The 23,457-nt window shown below is 71.9% G+C and carries 22 protein-coding genes and 1 pseudogene; 11 read left to right on the top strand and 12 right to left on the bottom strand.

All coding sequences use genetic code 11. From position 1 onward, the window contains the following. The first annotated feature begins 9 nt into the window (after positions 1-9). From QMQ26_RS35400 to QMQ26_RS35375, 6 genes are all read left to right on the top strand, one after another. On the top strand, positions 10-651 hold the full coding sequence (locus QMQ26_RS35400) for a hypothetical protein (RefSeq protein ID WP_282204179.1): 642 nt from the start codon (positions 10-12) through the stop codon (positions 649-651). Positions 652-815: 164 nt separating this feature from the next. Continuing rightward, a complete protein-coding gene (locus QMQ26_RS35395; protein WP_282204178.1) occupies positions 816-1,886 on the top strand; it encodes a tyrosine-type recombinase/integrase in 1,071 nt (356 codons plus the stop codon). Beyond that, positions 1,883-2,038, top strand: a complete 156-nt coding sequence (locus QMQ26_RS35390) for a hypothetical protein (protein WP_282204177.1) — start codon at positions 1,883-1,885, stop codon at positions 2,036-2,038. Before QMQ26_RS35395 ends, QMQ26_RS35390 begins: the two co-directional genes overlap by 4 nt. A 30-nt stretch (positions 2,039-2,068) precedes the next feature. Continuing rightward, positions 2,069-3,442, top strand: coding sequence for a hypothetical protein (locus QMQ26_RS35385; protein WP_282204176.1), 1,374 nt, complete (start codon positions 2,069-2,071; stop codon positions 3,440-3,442). A 123-nt stretch (positions 3,443-3,565) separates the two neighbouring features. Beyond that, positions 3,566-4,231 carry a site-specific integrase gene (locus tag QMQ26_RS35380; RefSeq protein WP_282204175.1) on the top strand — a complete coding sequence of 222 codons (666 nt, stop codon included), beginning with the start codon at positions 3,566-3,568 and terminating at the stop codon, positions 4,229-4,231. A gap of 108 nt (positions 4,232-4,339) precedes the next feature. Next, complete coding sequence (locus tag QMQ26_RS35375) at positions 4,340-5,080, top strand: hypothetical protein (RefSeq protein ID WP_282204174.1); 741 nt, start codon at positions 4,340-4,342, stop codon at positions 5,078-5,080. On the opposite strand, the gene QMQ26_RS35370 is transcribed toward QMQ26_RS35375, so the two are convergent. The 6 genes and pseudogenes from QMQ26_RS35370 to QMQ26_RS35340 all read right to left on the bottom strand — a co-directional run bounded on the left by QMQ26_RS35370 (position 4,986) and on the right by QMQ26_RS35340 (position 11,465). Next, on the bottom strand, positions 4,986-6,473 hold the full coding sequence (locus tag QMQ26_RS35370) for an ISL3 family transposase (protein WP_404814239.1): 1,488 nt from the start codon (positions 6,471-6,473) through the stop codon (positions 4,986-4,988). The two genes, QMQ26_RS35375 and QMQ26_RS35370, sit on opposite strands and share 95 nt — an antisense overlap. 552 nt (positions 6,474-7,025) lie before the next feature. Next, positions 7,026-7,453, bottom strand: a pseudogene (locus QMQ26_RS35360) (VOC family protein). Between the two features lie 138 nt (positions 7,454-7,591). Then, the gene (locus QMQ26_RS35355) at positions 7,592-8,047 is read right to left on the bottom strand and encodes a MaoC family dehydratase (protein WP_100838773.1); all 456 of its coding nucleotides are present in this window, start codon (positions 8,045-8,047) and stop codon (positions 7,592-7,594) included. 34 nt (positions 8,048-8,081) lie between these two features. After that, positions 8,082-9,569 (bottom strand): acyl-CoA synthetase, encoded by a 1,488-nt coding sequence (locus QMQ26_RS35350; protein ID WP_282204172.1) that lies wholly within the window; start codon positions 9,567-9,569, stop codon positions 8,082-8,084. 31 nt (positions 9,570-9,600) lie between these two features. Continuing rightward, positions 9,601-10,473, bottom strand: a complete 873-nt coding sequence (locus QMQ26_RS35345) for an amidohydrolase family protein (RefSeq protein ID WP_100838775.1) — start codon at positions 10,471-10,473, stop codon at positions 9,601-9,603. Further along, positions 10,470-11,465: an SDR family oxidoreductase gene (locus QMQ26_RS35340; protein WP_282204171.1), complete on the bottom strand. Its 996-nt coding sequence runs from the start codon at positions 11,463-11,465 to the stop codon at positions 10,470-10,472. Before QMQ26_RS35340 ends, QMQ26_RS35345 begins: the two co-directional genes overlap by 4 nt. A gap of 71 nt (positions 11,466-11,536) precedes the next feature. On the opposite strand from QMQ26_RS35340, the gene QMQ26_RS35335 reads away from it, so the two are divergent. Together QMQ26_RS35335 and QMQ26_RS35330 are read left to right on the top strand one after the other, a co-directional pair. Further along, positions 11,537-11,971, top strand: a complete 435-nt coding sequence (locus tag QMQ26_RS35335) for a MarR family winged helix-turn-helix transcriptional regulator (RefSeq protein WP_282204170.1) — start codon at positions 11,537-11,539, stop codon at positions 11,969-11,971. A gap of 92 nt (positions 11,972-12,063) precedes the next feature. Then, positions 12,064-13,020: a 5'-nucleotidase gene (locus QMQ26_RS35330; RefSeq protein ID WP_282204169.1), complete on the top strand. Its 957-nt coding sequence runs from the start codon at positions 12,064-12,066 to the stop codon at positions 13,018-13,020. A gap of 236 nt (positions 13,021-13,256) precedes the next feature. Here QMQ26_RS35330 and QMQ26_RS35325 read toward each other — a convergent pair whose 3' ends face one another. The 5 genes from QMQ26_RS35325 to QMQ26_RS35305 form a co-directional block, all read right to left on the bottom strand. Continuing rightward, a complete protein-coding gene (locus QMQ26_RS35325) occupies positions 13,257-14,033 on the bottom strand; it encodes a hypothetical protein (RefSeq protein ID WP_282204168.1) in 777 nt (258 codons plus the stop codon). Between the two features lie 429 nt (positions 14,034-14,462). Beyond that, positions 14,463-14,867, bottom strand: coding sequence for a hypothetical protein (locus QMQ26_RS35320; RefSeq protein ID WP_282204167.1), 405 nt, complete (start codon positions 14,865-14,867; stop codon positions 14,463-14,465). 231 nt (positions 14,868-15,098) lie between these two features. After that, on the bottom strand, positions 15,099-15,983 hold the full coding sequence (locus QMQ26_RS35315) for a phosphotransferase (RefSeq protein ID WP_404814022.1): 885 nt from the start codon (positions 15,981-15,983) through the stop codon (positions 15,099-15,101). 303 nt (positions 15,984-16,286) lie between these two features. Then, entirely contained in the window at positions 16,287-16,502 is a 216-nt protein-coding gene (locus tag QMQ26_RS35310) for a hypothetical protein (protein ID WP_282204165.1), read from the bottom strand. 59 nt (positions 16,503-16,561) lie between these two features. Continuing rightward, entirely contained in the window at positions 16,562-17,803 is a 1,242-nt protein-coding gene (locus QMQ26_RS35305) for a helix-turn-helix domain-containing protein (RefSeq protein ID WP_282204164.1), read from the bottom strand. A gap of 354 nt (positions 17,804-18,157) precedes the next feature. Between QMQ26_RS35305 and QMQ26_RS35300 the strand changes: the two genes are divergently transcribed. The 3 genes from QMQ26_RS35300 (at position 18,158) to QMQ26_RS35290 (ending at position 22,768) form a co-directional block, all read left to right on the top strand. After that, a complete protein-coding gene (locus QMQ26_RS35300; protein ID WP_282204163.1) occupies positions 18,158-21,349 on the top strand; it encodes a M28 family peptidase in 3,192 nt (1,063 codons plus the stop codon). Between the two features lie 257 nt (positions 21,350-21,606). Continuing rightward, positions 21,607-22,353: a signal peptidase I gene (gene lepB / locus QMQ26_RS35295; protein ID WP_282204162.1), complete on the top strand. Its 747-nt coding sequence runs from the start codon at positions 21,607-21,609 to the stop codon at positions 22,351-22,353. A gap of 73 nt (positions 22,354-22,426) precedes the next feature. Next, the gene (locus tag QMQ26_RS35290) at positions 22,427-22,768 is read left to right on the top strand and encodes a cupin domain-containing protein (protein WP_282204161.1); all 342 of its coding nucleotides are present in this window, start codon (positions 22,427-22,429) and stop codon (positions 22,766-22,768) included. Here the strand turns inward: QMQ26_RS35290 and QMQ26_RS35285 are convergent. Next, on the bottom strand, positions 22,732-23,400 hold the full coding sequence (locus QMQ26_RS35285; protein WP_282204160.1) for a GNAT family N-acetyltransferase: 669 nt from the start codon (positions 23,398-23,400) through the stop codon (positions 22,732-22,734). The genes QMQ26_RS35290 and QMQ26_RS35285 overlap by 37 nt on opposite strands. Between the last annotated feature and the right edge of the window lie 57 nt (positions 23,401-23,457).

The raw sequence follows: 23,457 nt of genomic DNA, 5'->3' as shown, positions 1-23,457 counted from the left end.
ATGCCGGTCATGGCAGATCGCAGTTCGGCCCTCCGGATCATCACCTCGGCGGCGCGGGAGTCCCTGAAGCCGCTCGGCCTGAACCAGCAAGGGCGGTCGCGGCTGTGGATTGATGATCACGGATGGTGGCTCGGGGTCGTGGAGTTCACCCCGCCGCGGACTGCCGGCAGCGGTCTGTACGTCGGTGCGATGTGGCTGTGGCACGACGTGGACCACCTGGCCTTCCACGTGGAAGGAGTCCGGGTCGGCTCCGAACTGTTTCGCACAGAGGACCAGTTCACGCGGGTGGCGCTCGACCTCAGCCGGCAGGCGGCTGCGAGCGTGGTGGCGCTGAGGGAGAAGTTCCTGGCTCTGCCAGGCGCCGCCCGGTACTTGATGTCCAGGCCTGTGCGGCGGGGATTCCTCTGGGACAGCTTCGACGCCGGAATCGCAGCTGCCCTGATCGGTAATCCGGACGCGGCCCGCGATCACTTCGAGCGCGTCCTCCGGGAAGACCCGCTGGCCCCGTGGATGGTCGAAGCCCAGGAGAAGGCACGTGAGCTTCACGCGATCGCGCCAGATCGCGACGCCGTCGCCGCATGGGTCACGCGAGCTGTCGACTCATGCCGGAGCAAGCTGGCCCTGGATCCCGCGCCGCTCGCGCTCAGCTGAACGACCCGACCGACAGAGCTGCAGTCAGGCGAGCAGGACTCGCTTCCGCAGCAGGTCGAAGCCGGCGCGGCCGTACATCTGACGCTTGATCATTTTAAAAGTTACGTGGAATCTGTCCGGGGTGATCATGTCTCCTCGGTGCAACCACGAACTTGGGAGATGGCTTGAGCGGCACGACGGTGCTGACGGAGAAGTGGCCGGTGCTGGGCCGGCACGAGCAGGCAGCAGTGTGGCTGCAGACCTGGACTGATCTCGGTCGGGCGCCGAGGACGATCGACGCCTACGCCCGCGGGCTGGCCGAGTACCTGCTGATGTGCGAACGGGAGAACGTCGACCCGGTCACCGCGAACTGCGCCCACATCGCCGTCTACGTGAGGGAGTTGACGTCACGGCCGCACCGTCGGGGTGCAAACGTGGTGGCGATCGACTCTGGGGCCGGGCTGGCCAACGCCACGATCCAGCAGCGCCTGGTGCCGGTCCGCCTGTTCTACGACTTCCTCATGGAGGAGGGTCTGCGCGAGTCGAACCCGGTGGGCCGCGGCCGCTACACCCCTGGCCGCCAGCGGGGCGGGCAACAGCGCGGGCTGGTGCCGCGGCTGACGAAGCTGCCGTGGATCCCGAGCGAACAGCAGTGGCTGGGGATCCTGCAGGTCGCGCGGGAGGAGCCGGTCCGCAACCGGGTGATGCTGGCCCTGGCCTACGATTCCGCGCTGCGGCGGGAGGAGCTGTGCTCGCTGCGGACCGACGACCTCGATCCGGCCCACCGGACGCTGAGGGTGCGGGCGGAGACGACGAAGAACCGCCTGGAGCGGGTGGTGCCGTACTCGGCGTCGACCGGCGTGCTGATGTCGGCCTACCTCGCCCACCGGGCCACGGTCAGCCGGGCCAGGGGGCCGCTGTTCCTGTCGGCGTTCCGGCGCAACCACGGACAGCCGCTGACCCTGTGGACCTGGTCGAAGGTGGTCCGCCGGATCGCCCTGGCAGCCGGTGTCCCGCGGTTCTCGACCCACACAACCCGGCACCTGTGTCTGACCGATCTGGCCCGGATGGGTTGGGAGTTGCACGCGATCGCGACCTTCGCCGGCCACCGCAACACCGATTCCACTCTTCAGTACGTACACCTGTCCGGCCGGGACCTCGCCGACAAGCTGGCCCGCGGCATGGAGCACATCCATGCCTGGCGAATACAGATGCTCACCTCCGCGGACGGCACGACGGCGGAGGTGTCGCGGTGACCGCACCACTGCCGGCCATCGCCGCCGAGGACGGGGCCGGACGCTGGTCCTCGCCGATCTCCCCGCCCCGCGACACCGCCGCGGTGGCGGTGCGACCCGCCGAGGCCAGGGCCGTGGCCGACCTGGGCATACGCAATCTGCGGCGACTGTAGTACCACGACCCGTCCGCGCCGGGCTGGCGCGTGATCGCGCGACTGCTGGGTCCGCTGGAGGCGGTCAACGCCGCACTGGACTCCCCGCCCACCCCGCACCGCCGACGGGCCATGCTCGACGTGGTCGCGGTGCTGCTGACGCGGTGCGCGGAGACCGGCAGGACCTTCTGGGGCTGGACCGAGGAGGAATGGTTCCACCTGCTCGGCCGCACTCAGGCCGAGTTCCGCCGGCACGCGCCCGCCTGGGCGGGCGACGAGGTCCGCCCCTACCTCGCGGCGCACGCCTACCTGCTCGGCGGCTTCAACGAGTTCCACCGGCTCGGCAGCTTCCAGCGGCTCACCCTGGCCTGGCGCATCTTCGGACGCGACCACGTCAACGGCGAGGTCGCACGACTTCGTACGGTCCTGGGCGCCTGGGGCTACCGGCTCGGCCGGGACGAGGACACCCTGCTGCCGATGGTGGCCTGCCAGCTGTTCCTGCTCAACCGCAGCCCGCATCTTGAGGATCTGGACACCACACTGTTCGACCGGGTCCGCCGCGACGGGCTGCTGGAAGGCAGTCGGCTGAACACCCTGCACGCGATGCAGCGGGCGGTCGCCGAGCTCGGATTCTGTGATCCTCCGCGTCCCGGCACCGGCCGCCACTCGGCCCGGGCCAGCGGCGGCGCGCCGATCTGGGAACAGTGGGCCGACCGCTGGCACACCACCTCGACGCTGAGCCCGCGCGTTCGCGGCAGCGTCCGCTCCAACCTGCTCAAGGTCGGCCGGTGGATCGCCGCCGAACAGCCCGACGCCGCCGATCCGGCCGACTGGACCCGGCAGACCTGCGCTTCGTGGATCGCCGCGCTGGACCGAATGAAGGTCGGCGACTACGTCCAGCGCACGATCGGGCTGGGCGACCGTCTCGGCAAGCCGCTGGAAGCGCCCAGCAAAGCCGGGCAGATCACCGCGCTACGGACGTTCTTCCGGGACTGCCAGGAATGGGAGTTGCTGCCCCGCCGCTTCGATCCCGTTCGCGCGTTGGCGATTCCCCGCAGCATCACCGCCCTCCTCGGACCCGACCCCAGGGTGATCGCCGACGAGGTCTGGGCGAAGCTGCTGTGGGCGGGCCTGAACCTGGAACCCGCCGACCTCCCCCAGGCCCGCTCCGGGCACTTCTACCCTTTCGAACTGGTCCGCGCGGTCACGCTGACCTGGCTGTTCTCCGGACAACGCAGCAACGAGATCGCCCGGCTGAAGGTGGGCTGCATCCGCTGGCAGCACGACGGGACACCCATCGACGGCGACTCGCAGCAGGTCCTGGCCCGCGACGCGGTCTGCCTGCTCGACGTCCCCACCCACAAGACCGGCACCGCCTTCACCAAGCCGGTCGACCCGATCCTCGGCCAGGCCGTCGACGCCTGACAGGCTGCGCGCCCCGACCAGCCGAAATTCACCGACCGCCGCACCGGCGAGCTGGTCGACCCGCTGTTCGCCGTCCGGGCCCGCCGCGTCTCCACCAGCTACATCAACGACACGATCATCCCGATGCTCTGCCGCAAGGCCGGAGTCCCGGCCGCTGACGTCCGCGGCAATATCACCAGCCACCGCGCCCGGTCCACCATCGCCAGCCAGCTCTACAACGCCAAGGAACCGATGACCCTGTTCGAGCTGCAGGCCTGGCTCGGGCGCCGTTCCCCGCAATCCACCCAGTACTACGCGAAGATCACACCGAACACCCTGTCCAAGGCCTACTCCGAAGCCGGCTACTTCGAGCGCAACGTGCGCACCATTGAGGTCCTGGTCGACCGCGACGCCGTGGCCTCCGGCGCCGCCGCGGCCGGCGAACCCTGGCAGCACTACGACCTCGGACACGGCTACTGCAGCTACACATTCTTCGAGCAATGCCAGCACCGAATGGCCTGCGCGCGCTGCGACTTCTACACGCCGAAGGCCTCCAGCAAGGGCCAGTTGCTGGAGGCAAAGGAGAACCTGCAGAAGATGCTCGTGGCCATCCCACTCACCGACGACGAACGAGCCGCCGTCGACGACGGCCAGGCCGCTCTGGACCAGCTACTGGAACGGCTTGCCAATGCCCCCACGCCAGCAGGGCCTACGCCACGTCAGATCGGCGTCCCAGCTACCGCGACACTGCTGCCGGTCGTCAACGTGACCGCCCGTCCCCGAGAGTGCGGTCCGGGAGGTCAATGCTGAACCCACGACGGTCACGGCCACTGTGGTTCGAACTGCACCGAGTCACCTCGACCGAGTATCGTGCGGTCCTACGAATCCATGCCCCTGTCTTGGGAAAAGAAGTGCAGGATGCACATCCTGGATGACCTCACCGGTCTTTCCTCTCGTGCAAAGAGTCTGCTTGAACGAACCGGCTGGCGCGATGATCCGTCGGAACCCCGGCTCTCCACCGAGTTCCTGCGGGTCCGGGACTGCTTCGGCCAGTTGGTTCCCACACCCATGATGCTCGTGATCCGCCGGGAGGGATTCGAGCAGAAGTACGGCGGACTGCGCTACCAGGTGCGAAGCAGCTACACCGTCGAGGGCGAACGCCGCGAGGTGCTTCGTGACTGGCACTACGACCTGGGCCAGGGCATGTGGTCCGGCTCCGCCGATGGCTGGTACTTCGATTGGTTCGGGGAACGTGTCTCCTCTCCAGTGCGCTACCTAGTGCATACGGACGGACGAGTCGGGGTGGACGATGGAGGCGGCACGTTCCTCGAAATCGCCCCGTCCATCCCGGCACTCATCGAATCCCATGCCCTCGCCGACGCCGTCTCGACCTGGGACCGCACCACCGCAGAGGTCGACAGCTTCGCACTCGCCGAACAGCTCGACGGCCTCACCGACATTCCCGAAGCATCAGGCAGCACCATCCGATGGCGGCTCTCCGACAACGTCGCGGTCGAAGAGTTCCGGAACTGGAGCAGCGACGCGCCACGTCGTTGGCGCGTATTCATCTGGAGTCGAGGTGAAGCCGGTCGACACCAGGTTGAAGAGGCCGTTGTTCGAGCGGCGGCCACACAGCAGACCCTGTCAGCCACCGGATGACGTCCGCTGCTTGACAGAGCTGATTCCACAGAATGATCCGGTTGACGTGGCCTTCAACGACGCCGGAGCTCCACGGCAGTGTGAGGCCGGCGGTGACGGCGGCGAGATCGCGTTCGAGGCCGTTGACGAAAGCGTGAAGGCTGGGTAGGTCGTCGGCGCGAACCGCTTTGATCCACTGTGGGAGCTGGTCACCCTGGAGCTGGGTGAGCATCTGCCCGAAGGTGCGGACGTGCCCGGCGAGGGCATCCAGCTCAGGGCAGCCGGCGACGACGGACTTGAGCTTCAGGCGTTCGCCCTCCGGCAGGGTGTCGGGGTGGGTCAGGATCCAGCCGGTGACCGTGCGCGGGGATGGCGGACGGGCGGCCGGTGCTGTCGGGGATGTGCGGAACGGCTGGAGGTAGGCGCGGACGGCTCCGTAGCCGCCGGTGTAGCCGTGTTCCTTGATCTCTTCCCAGAGGGTCCAGGCGTTGGTGCAGCCTTCGGCCCACCGGTCGTGCAGGTGGGTCTTGAAGTCGTCGAGTTTGGTCCTGCGGTTCTGCCACTGCCCGTGGAACAGGTCTTCCGGCCGTGCGGCGTCGGCCAGCCGTTGGACGGTGCCGTAGGTCATGCCGAGCTGGCGCTGGATGGAGCGTCTGCTGTGGCCGGCAGCCAGCAGCGCGTGGACGGTGGCGTGCTTGGCGCGGGTGCGGTCGGCGAACCGGTGCCCGGTGGGCCACGGCGACCCGCTCTCGGCCGGGGCCGCAGCCAGCTCCGGTTCCGATGCGCTGAAGGTCGCGCGGAGGCACGAGCGGTGGCGGGAGACGCACCGCTCGGCCGCTTCGCCGAGGTTGCGCCAGAGGTGGAGCCGGTCTGCGACCTGGACCGCCGTGGGCGCCCCGGTCCTGGCGCCCTCGGCGAAGAACGGGGCACGGTCACGGCAGACGACCTCGATCCCCGGGCGCTCGGCCAGCCAGGCCGCAACAGTGCCTGCCTCGCGATCCGGCAGGAGGTCCACCGGCCTGCGAGTCTCGACGTCGACCAAAACGGTCCCGTAGATACAGCCCTTGCGCATCGCGTACTCGTCGACGCCGACCACACGCGGGACCTGCGGCGGGGGTTCCGGGAGGGCATCGACCAGCCGCAGGACCGTATTCCGGCTGACCTTCGCGCCGAAGACGTCGGCCAGCCGGGCACCGGCGCGACCGGCCAAGGCGAGGCCGACCTCGGCCAGCACCGATCGGAGTCGTTCGGTCCGTTGGCTGTGCCGCCGGGTCAGGCCCGCGACCTGCTCGACGAACGTCCGCCGCCCGCAGCAAACGTCTTCACACGTGAAGCGCCGAACACGAAGTCGCAGGACCACCCGCCGTCCGGCCAAGAGGAGGTCAGCGGGAAACCGCTGGTAAGAGCCGTGCACCCGCCCAGACCAGCTCCCGCAACCCGGGCAACGAGCCTCGGCCGTCCGGCATCTGACACCGACTCGAATCACCTCGCCATCGTCCTGGACCGACTCCACCCTGATCCCCGGATCCGCCAGGAAGAGCAGCTCTTCCAGCCGGAGCAGTACCTCGCGCACAGCCCAGAACCATCACCCCAGAGGCGGTCTGCACCGTCAGTTTCCGGACGATCTCACGAGGCGTACCAGCAAGACCGACAGCCACAGGGAGTAGGCACACCACAGAAGTTGGACCAGAACCACCACTCACATATAAAGCCACTCCCTCGATGATCTCGGCGCGGTCCCCCGCGATGTGCTGGACCGCGTACTTCAGGGCCCGTTCGGGGTCACTGACGCGGTAGTCCCGGGGGACGCGGGCTGCCGTACTCATGACGCGTCGCCTCCTCTGCTCCCGTCCGGTTCTCCTCCGGCCGGGGCGGGCACGGCCGCGCGCGCCCGGGGGCGTTCACCATGTCGGGTCGGTGCCCCCGCTCGTCGGGCCGGAGGCGGGGAGGGGGACGGGGACGGGGGTTAGTCGAGGCAGAACTCGTTGCCCTCGACGTCCTGCATGACGATGCAGGAGTCGTCGCCGCCGTCGTACAGGAGCCGGACCCGGACGGCGCCGAGGGGGAGCAGGCGGGCGCATTCGGCTTCCAGGGCGGCGAGGCGCTCCTCGCCGAGGAGGCCGGTGCCGACCCGGACGTCGAGGTGGACGCGGTTCTTGACCGTCTTGCCCTCGGGGACGCGCTGGAAGTAGAGGCGGGGGCCGACGCCGGTGGGGTCGGTGCAGGCGGACCACGAGCCACGTTCGGCGGGCGGGAGGAGGTCTCGTACCGCTCCCAGCTGTCGAAGCCCTTGGGCGGGTGGGACTCGTAGCCGAGCACCTCGCACCAGAAGCGGGCGACCCGGGCGGGTTCGGCGCAGTCGAAGGTGACCTGGAACTGCCTGAGCACTGCCATCGGGCCACCCTAACAGCGGGCCCGGTCGGGGTCGTCCGAATATCGGCGGGGCCGACCGCCGGCGTTCGGCGGTCGACCTGGGCCGGTTGACGGCGTGTCAGGGTGTCGGCGTGTCAGGGCGTCAGGCGCGTCGGGGCGTCAGGCGTAGAAGCGGGAGACGCTCTGCAGGACGGCGGCGGGCTTGGCGGCGCCCTCGATCTCGACGGTGCCGTCGACGGTGACCTGCACGCCACCGGGGACGTCCTCGACGGCGGCGAGGCGGGCGGTCAGGCGGACCCGGGAGCCGGCCCTGACCGGGGCGGGGAAGCGGACCTTGTTGAGGCCGTAGTTGACCTTGGTGGTGACGCCCTCGACCTCCAGCAGTTCGGTGAAGAGCGGGATGAACAGGGAGAGCGTCAAGTGGCCGTGCGCGACGGGCGCGCCGAACGGGCCGGCGGCGGCGCGTTCGGGGTCGGTGTGGATCCACTGGTGGTCGTCGGTGGCGTCGGCGAAGGTGTCGATGCGCCGCTGGGTGACGTCGAGCCAGGAGCTGCTGCCGAGGTCGGTGCCGGCCAGGGCCTTGAGGGCGTCGAGCCCGTCGACGGTGCGTGCCATGGGGGGTGGGCCTTTCGGGGAGGGGGCGGAGGGGTCAGTTGCCGTACCGGGCGCGGAGCCGGTGTTTGAGGAGCTTTCCGGAGGCGGTGCGCGGCAGTTCGTCCGCGAGCACCAGCGTCCGGGGGAGCTTGTACCTGGCGAGTTGCCCGGCCAGGGCGGCGAGCAGCGCGTCCGGGTCGGGCGCCGTGCCCGCGGCGGGGACGACGACGGCCCGGCCGACCTCGCCCCACTTGGCGTCGGGGACGCCGTAGACGGCGCACTCGGCGACGCCGGGCAGGGCGAGCAGGGCCTCCTCGACCTCGGCGGGGTAGACGTTCTCGCCGCCGGAGATGTACATGTCCTTGATCCGGTCGGCGATGGTGAGGTAGCCGTCGGCGTCGGCCCGGGCGGCGTCGCCGCTGCGGAACCAGCCGTCCCGGAAGGACTGCGCGGTGGCCTCGGGCAGGCCCCAGTAGCCGGGGCCGACGTGCGGGCCGCTGACCAGGATCTCGCCGGTCTCGCCGACGCCCGCCTCCCGCCCGTCCGGCGCGGCCAGCCGCACGTCGGTGAAGAAGTGCGGGACGCCCGCGCTGCCGGCCTTGGCGACGGCGTGCTCGGCGTCCAGGAAGAGGGCGCCGGGGCCGGTCTCGGTCATGCCGTAGCCCTGCTGGAAGGAGAGGCCGCGGCGCAGGTAGGTGTCGATCAGCGGGCGCGGGACGGGGGCGCCGCCGCAGTTGAGGACGCGCAGGCTGCGCAGGTCGGCGTCGGCCCAGCCGGGCTGGCGGGCCATCAGGTCGTACATGGTCGGCACGCCGAAGGTGTGGGTGATCCGTTCCCGGGCGATGAGTTCCAGCGCCCCGGCCGGGTCGAAGGACTCGATCAGGTGGCAGGTGCCGCCCTTGAGCAGGACGGGCAGGGTGAGCATGTTGAGGCCCGCGGTGTGGAACAGCGGGGCGTTGACCAGGGCCCGGTCGTCGGCCCGCAGGTCGGTGTCGACCAGGACGTTGTAGGCGTTCCAGGTGAGGTTGCCGTGGGTGAGCAGGGCGCCCTTGGGACGGCCGGTGGTGCCCGAGGTGTACATGATCAGGCAGGTGTCGTCCAGGCCGACGGGTTCGTCGACCGGGGTGCGGTCGGCCCCGGCCAGCCAGGACTCGTACGCCTCGCCGACCTCCACCGCCACCGGCACCGCGCCGGGCGGGACCAGCGGGGCGCAGCCGGGCGCGCGGACCAGCACCCGGGCCCCGCAGTCGTCGAGCTGGTGGGCGATCTCGGGCCGGGCCAGGCGGGTGTTGAGCGGGACGAAGAGCGCGCCGAGCAGGCCGGTGGCGAACAGCGTCTCCAGGAAGGCGGGGTGGTTGGGGCCGAGGTAGGCGACCCGGTCGCCGCGGCGGACGCCGGCGGTGCGCAGGGCGTGGGCCAGCCGGGTGGTGCGGTCGTGCAGGTCGGCGTAGGTGTGGTGGCGCCCGTCGTGGACGAGGGCGGTGCGGTGCGGGGTCTTCCGGGCCCGGCGGGCGGGCCAGGAGCCGGTTCCCTGGTTGCGCATGGGGCGGGTGACTGCCTTTCCACTCATGGCGTCACGGCCGGGCGAGTCCGAGCAGGCGGGCGGCGTTGTCCTTGAGGATCTTCGGCCGGACCTCGTCCTTGATCGGCAGCTGCGCGAAGTCGGCGAGCCAGCGGTCGGGGGTGAGCACGGGGTAGTCGGAGCCGAACAGCACCTTGTCCTGGAGCAGGGTGTTGGCGTACCGGACGAGCTGCGGCGGGAAGTACTTGGGCGACCAGCCGGAGAGGTCGATGTGCACGCCGGGCTTGTGGGTGGCGACGGCCAGCGCCTCGTCCTGCCAGGGGAAGGACGGGTGGGCGAGGACCACCTTCAGCTGCGGGAAGTCGGCGGCGACGTCGTCCACGTGCAGCGGGTTGGAGTACTTGAGCCGGATGCCGCCCCCGCCGGGGACGCCCGCGCCGATGCCGGTCTGGCCGGTGTGGAAGAGCGCGACGGTGCCGGTCTCCTCGATCAGCTCGTACAGCGGGTAGGCGAGCCGGTCGTTGGGGAAGAAGCCCTGGATGCTGGGGTGGAACTTGAAGCCCCGGACGCCGTGCTCCTCGACCAGGCGGCGGGCCAGCCGGACGCCCGCCCTGCCGCGGAACGGGTCGATCGAGGCGAACGGGATGAGCACGTCGGCGTTGGCGGCGGCGGCTTCGGCGATCTCCTCGTTGGGGACGGGCGGGCGGCCGGTGGCGTGTTCGGCGTCGACGGTGAACACCACGGCGGCCATCCGCCGCTCGCGGTAGTACGCGGCCAGTTCGGTAACGGTGGGCCTGCGGTCGCCGGCCACCTTGAAGTAGCCGCTGGAGGCCGCGTTCAGCTCCTCGTCGAGCGCGGTGCGGCCGTGCGCGGAGACCTCGGCGTGGGTGTGGACGTCGATCGCGGTCAGCTCGGCGGGGTTCACTTCGCTCCGCCCGGGGTGGCGGGGGCGGCGGCCGGGACGGCGGGGGCGGGGATGCCGACGGTCTGCGGCTCGCGGCCGACCGAGGTCGCCCAGGCGGCGGCGATGGTCTCCGGGCGCCAGCCGCCGTTGGCGTAGGCCACGGCCGCCTCCTGCGGGTGCGACCAGAGGGCGAGCCTGTCGCCGCCGATGCCGATGCACTGGCCGGTGACCTCGCGGGCGGCGTCGGAGGCGAGGAAGGGGACCAGCGCGGCGCAGTCCTCGGCGGTGCCGAAGCCCTCGCCCTTGCGCAGGAAATCGGGCAGCGGGGCGCCCTGCCGCATCGCCTCGACGTACGGGGCGAAGGCGGGGACGGTCTCGGTCATCGCGGTGGCCGCGACCGGGACGACGGCGTTGACGGTGATGCCGGACCGGCCGAGCTCCATCGACCAGGTGCGCGCCATCGCGGCGATCCCGGCCTTGGCGGCGGCGTAGTTGGTCTGGCCGAAGTTGCCGCGCTGCCCGGCCGGGGAGCCGATCAGGATCAACCGGCCGCCCTCGCCCTGTTCGCGCATCCGGACGGCGGCGGCCCGGGCGCAGGTGAAGGTGCCGCGCAGGTGGGTGGCGACGACGGCGTCGAAGTCCTCGTCGGTCATCTTCCACAGCACCCGGTCGCGCAGGATGCCCGCGTTGGTGACCATCACGTCCAGCCGCCCGAAGGCGTCGACGGCCCGGTCCACCAGGGCCTGCGCGGCCTCGGCGGTGCCGACGGCGGCGGCCACCGCGACGGCCCGGCCGCCCGCGGCGGTGAGGGTGGCGGCCGCGGCGTCGGCGACCTCGGCGTCCAGATCGTTGACCACGACGGCGGCGCCGGCGGCGGCCAGCGCGGTGGCGTAGGCCAGGCCGAGACCGCGTCCGCTGCCGGTGACCACGGCGACCTTGCCGGTCAGGTCGAGGGGCTGACGGCCGTTCAGGGCGGTCGGTGGGTTCTGGAGGGTTTCGTTGCTCATGGCCATTGAAGCTATGAACAATCATTGTTGATGTCAATGATTGTTCCGAACATCTTCGCTCTGGCATGATGACCCCCATGAGCGACGACCCCTGGATGCACGGCCTGCACGCCGACACCGGCTACCTGCTGTACCGCCTCGGCCTGCGTTCCGGCAGCGCGTTCAACGCCGCCCTGGAACAGCACGGACTCCGGCTGCGCCACCACGCGATCCTGCGCTACCTCGCCACCGTCGACGGCGCCCGCCAGCGCGAACTCGCCGACCGCCTCGGCTACGACCCCAGCGCGATCGTCTCCCTGCTGGACGACCTCCAACGCCTGGGCCTGGCCGAACGCCGCCCCGACCCGGCCGACCGCCGCAGCCGCCAGGTCGTCCTCACCCCCGCCGGCCACGCCCTGCTCCGCACCGCCGACCGCGACAGCCGCCGCGTCACCGAGGACCTCCTCACCCCCCTCTCCCCCACCGAACGCGCCACCCTCAACACCCTGCTCCAACGCCTCGCGGCCCCCTGACGGCCCCCACACTGGCCCATCAGGTACGATCGCACATAAGTGCGACAATAATGGGCGTAATGGGCCCAGAATGGTGCAGAGGGGTTGGCGAGATGCCGTACGATCTTTCGGAACGCCTCGTCATAGGCATTGCCTCCAGCGCCCTGTTCGACTTGACCGAGTCTGACGCGGTGTTCCGGGAGCAGGGCGAAGAGGGCTACCGCTCCTACCAAGAGGAGCACCTGGACGAGACCCTCAAACCCGGGGTGGCCTTCTCGTTCGTCCGGCGTCTGCTGTCGCTGAACGACCTCGCTCCCGCCCCGCACGACCCCTTGGTCGAGGTCATCGTGCTGTCCCACAATGACCCCGACACCGGACTGAGGGTCATGCGGTCCATCCAGACCCACGAGCTGCCGATCACCCGGGCCGTGTTCATGCAGGGCAAATCGCCGTACCGCTTCATGCCGGCGCTCAACATGTCGCTGTTCCTCTCAGCGAACCAGGAGGACGTCCGCGAAGCCGTCAGCGCGGGCCTACCCGCCGGCTCCGTCCTCGGCCCGACCGTCGAGGACGACACGAGCGACCGAGACCTGCGAATATCCTTCGACTTCGACGGGATCCTGGCCGACAACGCTTCCGAACAGGTCTACCAAAGCAACGGGATCGAGGGATTTCGGGAGCATGAGATCGCCAACGCCGGCACCGCGCACGACCCGGGGCCGCTCAAAGACTTCCTGGCCGCGGTGAACCGGATCCAGCGGCGCGAGGAGGAGGAACGCCAGAAGGATCCCGGATACCGCCTCCGTGTCCACGTCTCACTCGTCACCGCCCGCAACGCTCCCGCCCACGAACGGGCCGTCATGAGCCTGAAGCGGTGGGGCCTGCGAGTGAACGACGCGTTCTTCCTCGGCGGGATCGACAAAGGCAAGATCATGAGGATCCTCAAGCCGCACATCTTCTTCGACGACCAGGCCATCCACCTCACGAGCACCTCGCGTACGACGCCCAGCGTCCACGTTCCCTTCGGGCAGCCTAACGAGCAGGCACCTCCCTCGCTGGGGCAGAGCTGACGCACCGTCAGTCACAGTGTCGGTGCGTTTCGAAGCCGGGATCTCTCTGGTGCGGCCGGGTACTCGGCCGCACTGTCCGCACCTCGCACCACCGCGGCGACCCACCGCTGACGGCTCTGGTGGTCCACACCGCTAACGGCGCGGCCGGCGATGACCGCAAGGAAGTCCGTCAGGTCGCTACCCCGGCCACCGAAGAACACGAACGCGAACCGCGCCCCTCCGAACTGTCTCGAGTCCTAGGAATTCCTGGTTCGTAGGCGGGCGGCCTCCAGTGCCCGGCGTTCGTCGAAGGCCCCGTCTCCGTGCGTCGGCAAAGAGTCGTAACGCGCTGTGGCGATCTGGTCGATTCGGGCGCTGTAGCGGCTGGTGGCCGCTTTGACCGCTTCCTCGGGTGGCAGAAACTCCTCGGCTTCCCGTAGCGCCTTGAACAGGTCCCGGGTGAGCTGCAAGAGCCGGTTGAGTTCGGCTTCCCTACCACCGCTGGAGTGCAGCGATGTGCGGTCGCCGTCATGACGGGTCAGACGGGCGCTTCGGGCCTGCTGCTCCATCGCCACGCACACGGCCTGGCGACGCCGCTCCAGGGTCCGGAAGGTCGTACTACCCGGATTCGCGACGATCGCCTCTGCGGCTTTGACAGCCCTGGCCAACACGGGAGAGAAGCGCACCGCCGCGAGTTCAGCCGCCTCGCGCTCTTTACGCTCGGCTACCCGCCGCGCCTGCTGCAAGGCGGGCCAGGCGGGGAACTCCTCTCGCCCATCCAATTGACCCCGCGTACGAGGCTGGGCCTTCTCGGACTTGGTCAGACGGCTGTCCCAGGCTCCGCGCAGGGTGAAGCTGTACGCGCTGCACCCCACGGTGCCCCAGCCGCCGAAACCATGGCGGCCATGGGTCCAGCGGTCGCCGACGAGGGTGACGGGCTCACCACAGTGACGGCAAAACTCTTCTGACCCTCTGTTCAACACGTTCGTTTCCCTCCTCGACCACATGGCCAGCGTGATCTGCGCACCGCGCATCATGCCAGTCCGGACTGACAGGCTCCGCGCCGCAATCGGAGGTGACACCTGGCTGGGGTACCGATAGCAGGTTTCCGTTGCAGCTGGCAGCCTGTCGGTACACCGCACTGACAGCCCGAAGGACGTGATCGCTCCTTCCACGGCCCTGTCGACTGCCGATCAGCACCGCGCGGTTGCCGGCCAATTCCCGGCGGCCCTCGATGGCGGCGATCTCGACCCGATGTCTGACCTCACCCTCCTGGACGTCATCCCCGCCCGGCTGCTCCTCGATGTCTCAGCCGAACTCGTACTGCGTAGGCATGGCCGGACGCTCAACCGGTGCCAACTGGAACGTCCGGCACCAGGTGCTCCACGAGCATCGCGCCTGGAGCCTACCCGGTGGCCCGGATGAGACGACTTCCAAGCTCCGAGAAAGCTTACGGGGAACGGTCAAGCGAAGTCCTTGTGAGACTCGTGCGAACGATCCCAGGTCTCGTCGGACTCTTCCGGGCCACGCTCGGCTTCGTACTGCTCACGCAGCTTTACGGCCCGCTTCTCGGAGGCCGCTCGCTCCTCCGGCGAGAGGTTCTCGGCCGCGGTGCGCATCTCGTCCAGGCGGGCACTGATCGCCGACAGGTAGCGGTCAGACTCGGTCTTCTCCCGCATCCCGATCAGCCCGGTGAGCACCTCGCGCGCCATCTCCCGCAGTTCAAGGCTGACCTTGTCGTTCGTCGCCAACGTCCGCAGAGTGCGCTGCAGTTCGGTGGTCTGCGCCGGATCGCCAGCAACCTCCAGCAGATCGCCGTCGGCAATCTCCCGACCGCCGAGGTCGTCGTCGCCTCGCCCTGCCGCCATGGCCACTTCCCCGTCGAATCGGTCGTCAGCCCGCTCGCGTCCGGGCCGAATTGGCGGGGCGATCATATGTCTTTCACCAAGAAAGGGTGATGACATCGGATTGAGGGGTGTTGGGGGCGCAGGGCCGACAGAGTATGGGGGCTGGGGGAACAGCGAGAATCGGGCCGACCGGGCGAGGGAGCAGAGCGGCGAGGCTGCGGGGCGCAGCCGGGGGCGGCCCGGCCGGGCGGTTCAGTGGTGCAGGGTGGTCCAGCCGTCGAGGGAGCGGATGATCCGGGGGAGGTCGCGGGCGGTGGCGGTGACGATCCGCAGTCCGCGGGCCCGCTGTTCGGGGGTGGCGGCGCGGTGGCCCAGGGCCGGCCACAGGGACCAGGCGGTGCAGGCGAGTTGGCTGCGCAGCAGGCCCGCGAAGGCGGTCGGGTCGGCGGGGCCGGGCGGGCCGTCGGCGTGCAGGTGGGCGGCGAGCAGGGGGCGCGCCTGCCGGGGGTCGGGGGCGACGGTGCGGCCGCCGACGGGGGTGGCGAACCGGAAGGCCACGTCCACCGCCGCCCACCAGGGGACTTCCGCCCGGGCGGTCTCTCGGTCGATCAGCGCGTAGCCGTCGGGGGTGCGCAGCACGTTCGCCCGGGAGGTGTCGCCGTGCACCAGGACGGCGGCGGGGGCCGCGCGCATCGCGTCGTGCACCAGGGCGGTGGCGTCGGCGACCACCGGGAGCAGGGCGCGGGCCGGCGCGGCCACCGGGAGCCCGCCCGCCTCCGCCTCGGCCACCCACTCCCGCCACTGCGCCACGGGGTGCGGCGGGTCGGGCTCGCCGCCACCGGTGCCCAGGCCCGCGATCCGGGCCGGCGTACGGCCGACCCACCCGGTGGCCGCCGTGGCATCGACGTCGGTGTCGGCGTCGGCATCGGCATCGGCTCCGGTCTGCCGGAGGTCGTGCCCGTCCAGCCAGGCGCTGACCCGGACCGCCGTCTGCTCGTCCGCGGACGGCCGGTGCCAGTAGCCGGCGGCCGGAGCGGGCGGTTCGACGGGGCGCGGCACGGCGGTCCCGGCCGCCGGCGCCGCCCGCTGCAGGCGGTGCACCCGGCGGGCCTGCTCCAGGTGCCAGTCGCTCAGCAACCGGTCCGTCCGTGCCGCCCACCTCCCCCCGCGAGGTGACCGGCAGCCGACTGTCGGTCGGGGCACCCCCGTTGTCGAGCGAACGCCAGGGCCCCGAGGGCCGCCCCAGCCCGAAAGCGGCTGCCACCGCGACGCCGTCGATTCCCCTCCGCCGAGTCTGCCGCCCGCCCCCCCCACCCACCCACACCCGAATTCCCACTCCCGGCGATCGGCCCTGACCGCACACGTCGGGCGATGCGCGGCGGCCCAGGGCGGAGAGGGCAACCAACCCCCCGCCCCACCGGCACCGCCCACGCGGCGGCCTCAGATCGCCGCCCCCAGCCGCGCCACCGCCTCCGCCGCCCCCGGCCCCCAGCGGTCGGCGCCCGCGGCGAGGCGGGTGCGCAGGCCGCGGAGTTCGTGGCGGACCAGGGCGGGGAGCGGGGTGCCGTCGGTGTCGAGGACGGGGGTGAGGGTGGCGAGTGCGGTGTGCGGGTCGTCGGCGCAGAGGTGGCAGTCGGCGATCCGGACGGTGAGCATGGCGCGGGCGGCGGGGAGTCGGCCGTCGCCGAGCAGGTCGAGTGCGGCGGTGGCGGCGGTCAGGGCGCGGTGGGCGAGGCGGGGGTCGGCGGTGGCGGCGGCCAGGTCGCGCAGGGCGGCGGAGGAGCCGGATTCGACGCGTAGGCGCAGGGCGGCGGGGGCGAGCCAGGGGACGTGTTCCTCGGCGTCGACGGCGGTGGCGGGCCGGTCGAGGTGCTGGCGGGCGCGGCCGAGGTGCCGGGCGGTGGCGCGGATGTCGCCGGCGAGGGCGGTGGCGCGGGCTTCGCCGAGGGTGGCGAGGGCGTCGGACCAGTGGCGTCCGGGGCGGCGCGGCGGATCTCGCGGGCGTAGTCGCCGGCCGAGGCGGGATCGTCGTCGAGCAGGCCGAGGACGGCCATGTCGCTGAGGGCGGCGACCTGGGTGGTGGCGTCGCCGGCCAGCGCGGCCCAGCCGAGGGCGCGGTCGAAGCAGGCCATCGCGGTGGCGGGGCGTCCGCCGTGCAGGCGCAGGCTGCCCGCGGCGTGGGCGTACTCGGCGGCGAGGCGGGCCAGGACCCGGCGGTGCCGGGCGGGGGCGTCGGCGAGCCGGGCGACGACGGCGCGCAGGGTGCCCTCGATCACGGCGCCCGGTCCGCTCCCGCCGAACCCCCGTTCCCCCGGCCCCTGTTCGCCCGGGCCCCGGCCACCCGTGCTCCGCTCACCCGGAACCCGTCCACCCGGAACCCGTCCACCCGCCGCCGGCCCGGCCATGGCCCGTTCGGCGCCGTGGAGCTGGGCGCCGAGGACGGCGGCGAGGGCGTGCACGGTGTCGGTGTCGAGGGGCGCGGCGGGTCGGCGCAGAACGCGGCGTGCAGGGCGACGGCGGTGGCGGGGGTGGGAGGTGGCAGCCGGTGGCGCCGTGCAGCGGGCACTGGACGTCGTAGCCGGGGAGGGTGGCGGGGCAGTCGTCGGCGGGGACGGTGGCGGTCCGGCGGGGAGGGGGCCGGTGCCGGGGGGCAGCGGGGGGCGCAGCAGGTGCGGGGGGAGGGCGGGGCGGTCGCCCTCGGCGCTCTCGGCGCGGTGGTAGCAGCGGGTGAGTTCGCCGCCGCTGCCGAGGAGTTCGTCGATCCGGCGGACCAGTCGGGGGGTGGCGCGGCGGATGCCGTGTTCGAGTCGGCTGACGGCGGTGTGGTCGTAGCCGACGGCGGCGCCGAGTTGGGCCTGGGTCCAGCCGGCGTCGCGGCGCCAGTGGCGCAGCAGGGCGCCGAACTCCTGCCAGCTCCCGCCGTACGGCAGTTCGACCGGGTTGGGTGCTCCCAGCATGCGCCGACACCTCCCCCGGTTGCGCTTCCGTCCCTGCCGTCGAAGGCTCCGGCCCTCGAACGTCCCTGCTGTTGAACGTCCCTGCCGTGGAGCGTTCCTGCTGTCGAGACGGTACCCGGCCGGGGCGGGCCCGTACATGGTGTGGTCTGTACCTCTTCTTTGCCATCGCCCTTGTCGTGACCCTGGCCCGAAGCACCCCGGACCCTTGCCGATGGCAGGTCAATTCCCTTTCCGATCAATGCATTTGACGGAATTTGCCATCCCACTGCGGGGATTGTCAGGTCCGTTGACCGGGCCATGGCGGCGGTGTGAGGGTTCCGGGCACCCCCACATCCGAGGAGCTGAGGAGCTCTGATGAAACGCAGACTGCTGACCGCCGGCACCACCCTGGCCGTGCTGGGAGGCATGCTCGGTGGTTTCGCCGGACAGGCGAACGCCGCGCCTCCCCCCGCCCCGCTCGCCCCCACCCCGCTGGCCGCCGCCGTCTCGGCGGCGGACCTGGCGGCGTCGGCCGGGTCGGACGCACTGGCCAAGGGCCCGGACGAGAGCTACGAGCGCCGCGCCGTCACCCCGTTCCTGAACGGCCTGTACTCGGTCTCCTACGAGCGCAGTTACCGGGGCCTGCCGGTGGTCGGCGGCGACGCGGTGGTGCTCGCCGACGGCCAGGGCAGGGTCCGGGCGGTGCAGAACGCCGTGTCCGGGCCGGTCGGCGTGCCGACCGCGGCGAAGGTGAGCGCGGCGGCCGCGGCCGGGACGGCCCGCGCCGAGCTGGCGAGGGTCGACGCGGCCGAGGCCCCGCGCCTGGTGGTGCGGGTCAAGGACGGCACCTCGCGGCTGGCCTGGGAGTCGGTGCTGACCGGTGCGACCGCGGACCGGCCCAGCCACCTGCACGTGTTCGTGGACGCGGTGACCGGCGAGGTCGCCGACCGGTACGACGACGTCCGGGCCGGCACCATCAACAGCAAGTGGAACGGCCCGGCGGGCCTGACCATCAACACCACCGGCTCGGGCGGCTCGTACGCGCTGCGCGACCCGAGCCGCCCGGGCCTGAGCTGCGCCGACTACTCGACCGGCCAGGTCTTCGGCAAGTCCACCGACTCCTGGGGCACCGGGGCCGCCACCTCCAAGGAGACCGGCTGCGCCGACGCGATGTTCGCGGCGCAGAAGGAGTGGGACATGCTCCGGGACTGGCTGGGCCGCAACGGCCACAACGGCAACGGCGGCAGCTGGCCGGTCAAGGTCGGCCTGAACGACGTCAACGCGTACTGGGACGGCTCGTCGATCTCGATCGGCCACAGCCAGTCCAACGAGTGGATCGCGGCGATCGACGTGGTGGGCCACGAGTTCGGCCACGGCATCGACCAGTACACCCCGGGCGGCGCGAACAACGAGTCGGGCCTGGGCGAGGCGACCGGCGACATCATGGGCGCGCTGACCGAGGCATACGCCAACGAACCGGCCCCGTACGACTCCCCGGACTACACCGTCGGCGAGATGATCAACCTGGTCGGGCAGGGCCCGATCCGGGTGATGTACAACCCCTCGCAGGTCTCCGGCAACCCGAACTGCTACTCGGCCTCGATCCCGAACACCGAGGAGCACGCGGCGGCCGGCCCGCTGAACCACTGGTTCTACCTGCTGGCGGAGGGCTCCAACCCGGGCGGCGGCAAGCCGTCCAGCCCGACCTGCAACTCCTCGTCCGTCACCGGCCTCGGCATCCGCGACGCGGGCCGGATCTTCTACGGCGGCATGCTGCTCAAGACCAGCGGCATGACGTACAAGAAGTACCGGACCGCGACCCTGACCGCGGCCAAGAACCTCGACCCGACCTGCACCTTCTTCAACCGCGCCAAGGCCGCCTGGGACGCGGTCAGCGTCCCGGCCCAGACCGGCGACCCGACCTGCGCGGCGGCCCCGACCAGCGACTACTCGCTGGCGCTGAACCCGGCCGCGGGCACCGTCCAGGCGGGCGGCTCGACCAGCGCGACCGTCTCCACGGCCGTCACCGCGGGCTCGGCGGCGAACGTCTCGCTGGCCGTGACCGGCGCGCCGTCCGGCACCACCGCGACGGTCTCCCCGTCCACCGTGCAGTCCGGCGGCTCGGCGACGCTGAGCGTCAACGTCGGCGCGAACACCCCGGCGGGCAGCTACACCCTGACGGTGACCGGCTCCGGTCCGGCCACCCACACCGCGCAGTACCAGCTGACGGTCGGCGGCGGGGGCAACCCGGGCGGCCCGGCACCCGACATCGACGTGGCCAAGGTGCAGGCGCACCTGGGCCAGCTGTACGCGGTCGCGCAGCAGAACGGCGGCAACCGCCGGGCCGGCAGCGCCGGTTACACCCAGTCGCTGGCGTACGTGAAGGGCAGGCTCCAGGCGGCGGGCTACACCGTCACCGAGCAGACCTGCACCTCGTGCACCTACACCGCCAACAACCTGATCGCCGACTGGCCCGGCGGCCCGTCCGACCAGGTCACCATGTTCGGCGCGCACCTGGACTCGGTCGCGGCCGGACCGGGCATCAACGACAACGGCTCCGGTTCGGCCGTCCTGCTGGAGAACGCGCTCGTGCTGGCGCAGCAGAACCCGACCATGAGCCGGCACGTCCGGTTCGCCTGGTGGGCCGGCGAGGAGCAGGGCCTGCAGGGCTCGCAGTACTACGTGGGCCAGCTCTCCTCCGCCCAGCGCTCGGCGATCAAGGGCTACTACAACTTCGACATGGTCGGCTCCCCCAACGCCGGCTACTTCGTCAACAACCTCGGCTCGGCCACCGCCGCGCCGCTCAAGGCGTACTGGGACTCGCTGAACCTCCAGCCGGAGGAGAACGTCGAGGGCCAGGGCCGTTCCGACGACTACTCCTTCCAGCAGGGCGGCATCCCGACCTCGGGCTACGCCGCGGGCGCCAGCGCCGTCAAGTCCGCGGCGCAGTCCGCCAAGTGGGGCGGCACCGCGAACCGCGCCTACGACTCCTGCTACCACTCGGCGTGCGACACCACCTCCAACGTGGACGCGACGGTGCTGAACCGGAACGCCGACGGGGTGGCGTACGCGATCTGGAAGACCTCGGTCGGCGGCACCACCACCCCGGCCGACGACTTCGCCCTCGCGGTGAACCCGGCCACCGGCACCGTCCAGGCCGGTTCGGCGGCCACCGCCACGGTCTCCACCTCGACCAGCTCCGGCAGCGCGCAGAGCGTGGCGCTGAGCGCGAGCGGCGCCCCGTCCGGCACCACCGTCTCGTTCAGCCCGTCCTCCGTCACCAGCGGCGGCAGCGCGACCCTGACGGTCTCCACCTCCGCCACCACCCCGGCCGGCACCTACACCATCACGGTCACCGGCACCGGCCCCTCCGCCACCCACGGCACCGGCTACACCCTGGTGGTCAACGGCGGCGGCACCGGCGGCGGCACCTGGGCCGCGGGCGTGGCGTACAAGGCGGGCGACGTGGTCACCTACAACGGCGTCGGCTACAAGTGCCTGCAGGGACACACCTCGCAGAGCACCTGGACGCCCGACGTCGTCCCGGCCCTGTGGCAGCGCCTGTAGCCGCCGGGCGCCGGTGAGCGGCGCGAGCGGGTGAGCACGTGAGCGGGTGTGCCGCGACCGGTCGGGTACCGGTCGCGGCACACCCGCGTCCGGGGGCTGGCGGCGCGTGGTCGAGGGGGCGTCACCTTACGCCGAACACACGCACGGTGCACGTACGATGACGGCCGTTCCGACCGACCGGCCGCCCGACCTGTCGACCTGTCGACCTGTCAGCCGTCATCGCCCGCAGCCCGCCACCGTCCGCCCCGGGAGCCGCCGTGACCACCGCAGCCACCGAAGGCACCTCCGCCGACGGCGCCTCGTCCGCGGACACCCCGTCCGGTGCCGGGTGGCGGCAGCGGCTGCGCCGGGGGCTCGGCCCCTCCCGGGGGCGGGCGGTGGCGGGCTGCGTGGTCGCGGCGCTGCTGCTGTCGCTGCTGGTCAAGACCTTCCTGGTGCAGGTGTTCGTCATCCCGTCCGGGTCCATGATGGGCACCCTGCAGAAGGACGACCGGGTGGCGGTCGACAAGTTCAGCCCCTGGCTGGGCGAGCAGCCGCACCGCGGCGAGGTGGTGGTCTTCCGCGACCCGGGCGGCTGGCTGACCGAGCCGACCGGCTCCGGCGGCGTCGTGCGGGGCGTGCTGAGCCACCTCGGACTGATGCCCGCCGCCGGCGAGAAGGACCTGATCAAGCGGGTGATCGCGGTCGGCGGCGACACCGTCGAGTGCGACGCGGGCCAGCCCCTGAAGGTCAACGGCACCGCCCTGGACGAGCCCTACCTGTACCCGGGCTCCACCCCCTGCGACGACTTTCCGGTCGGCACGGTTGAGGTCCCGGCGGGCTTCCTGTGGGTGATGGGCGACCACCGCGACGACTCGCTCGACTCCCGCTACCAGCAGCTCCACAACCCGGGGGGCGGCTTCCTCCCGGTCGGCAACGTGATCGGCCGCGCCCGCGTCCTGGTCTGGCCCCTCGGCCGCTGGACCACCCTGCCGGTCCCCGCGACCTTCGCCCGCCTCGGCTGAACCCGCTCACCGCCCCGGCCGCCTCCCCGCCGCCCTCCCCCGACACCCGTCCCCCGTGCGAGGATCGGCCGTCATGGAGATCATCGACAGCGGCCATTTCCGCCCCGCCCCGGACGGCTCCCCCCACTACGCGGAGCACCTGAGCGTGCCCGCCCTGAGCTTCGGCACCTACTCGCTCCCGGCGGGCTCCACCGACGACCAGTCCCCGCACCTCCAGGACGAGGTGTACGTCGTCACCCGGGGCCGTGCCCGCTTCACCTCCGGCGACCGCACCGTCGACGTCGGCCCCGGCAGCTCGCTCTTCGTCCCGGCCCGCGAACCGCACCGCTTCCACGACATCGCCGAGGACCTGGTCGCCCTGGTCCTCTTCGCCCCGGCCTACGGCGGCGTCCCCGGCCCCGACGACCTGGCCTGACCGGGGCGCAGGACGACCTCGCTGCCGACGGGGGTGAAGCCGGCGGCGAGGAAGGCGCGCAGGGAGCGGGCGTTGCCCGGGGCGACGGCGGCGAAGACGGGGGTGCCGGCGGGGAGCAGGGTGAGGGCGTCGCGCAGCAGGGTGCGGCCGTGGCCCCGGCCGTCGGGGCGGGTGTCGTGCAGTTCGACGCTGAGTTCGCGGCGGCCGGCCAGGCCGCGGGCGAGGGTGACCAGTCCGCGTCCGTCGCCGTGGACGGTGACGCGGGTGCGCTGGGAGCGGGCGAAGCGCACCCGCGGGTGGTCGTCGAGGCCGGGCAGCGGGCCGAGGCGGGGCGGGCCGCCGGTGGCGCGGGCGGTGAGGGTGGCGTCGGTGACGCCGATCCAGCCGTCCGGCCCGGCCAGGCGCAGCAGGAAGCGCGGGTCGAGCGAGCCCCCGTAGCCGTCCGCGCCGCCGTCCGCGACCTGGCGCGCGTCCAGGGCGGTGGCGACGACGGCGTGCCCGGTGAACGCCACCGAGCACTCCAGCCCGCCGGGCAGCGGCGGCAGCACCGTCACCCGCCCGTCCGCGGGCGGGAAGCGGCCCTCGGCGGCGGCCAGGAAGTACGCCAGCAGCGGGTGCGGTGCGGTGCGCACGGTCGGGCCACCCTTCCGCCCCGGAGGGCACGTCTCCAACGGCGTGGCTGCGACCCT

The organism is Kitasatospora fiedleri, assembly GCF_948472415.1.
Lineage (GTDB): Bacteria > Actinomycetota > Actinomycetes > Streptomycetales > Streptomycetaceae > Kitasatospora > Kitasatospora fiedleri.
This window is presented reverse-complemented; position numbering and strand designations above follow the sequence as displayed.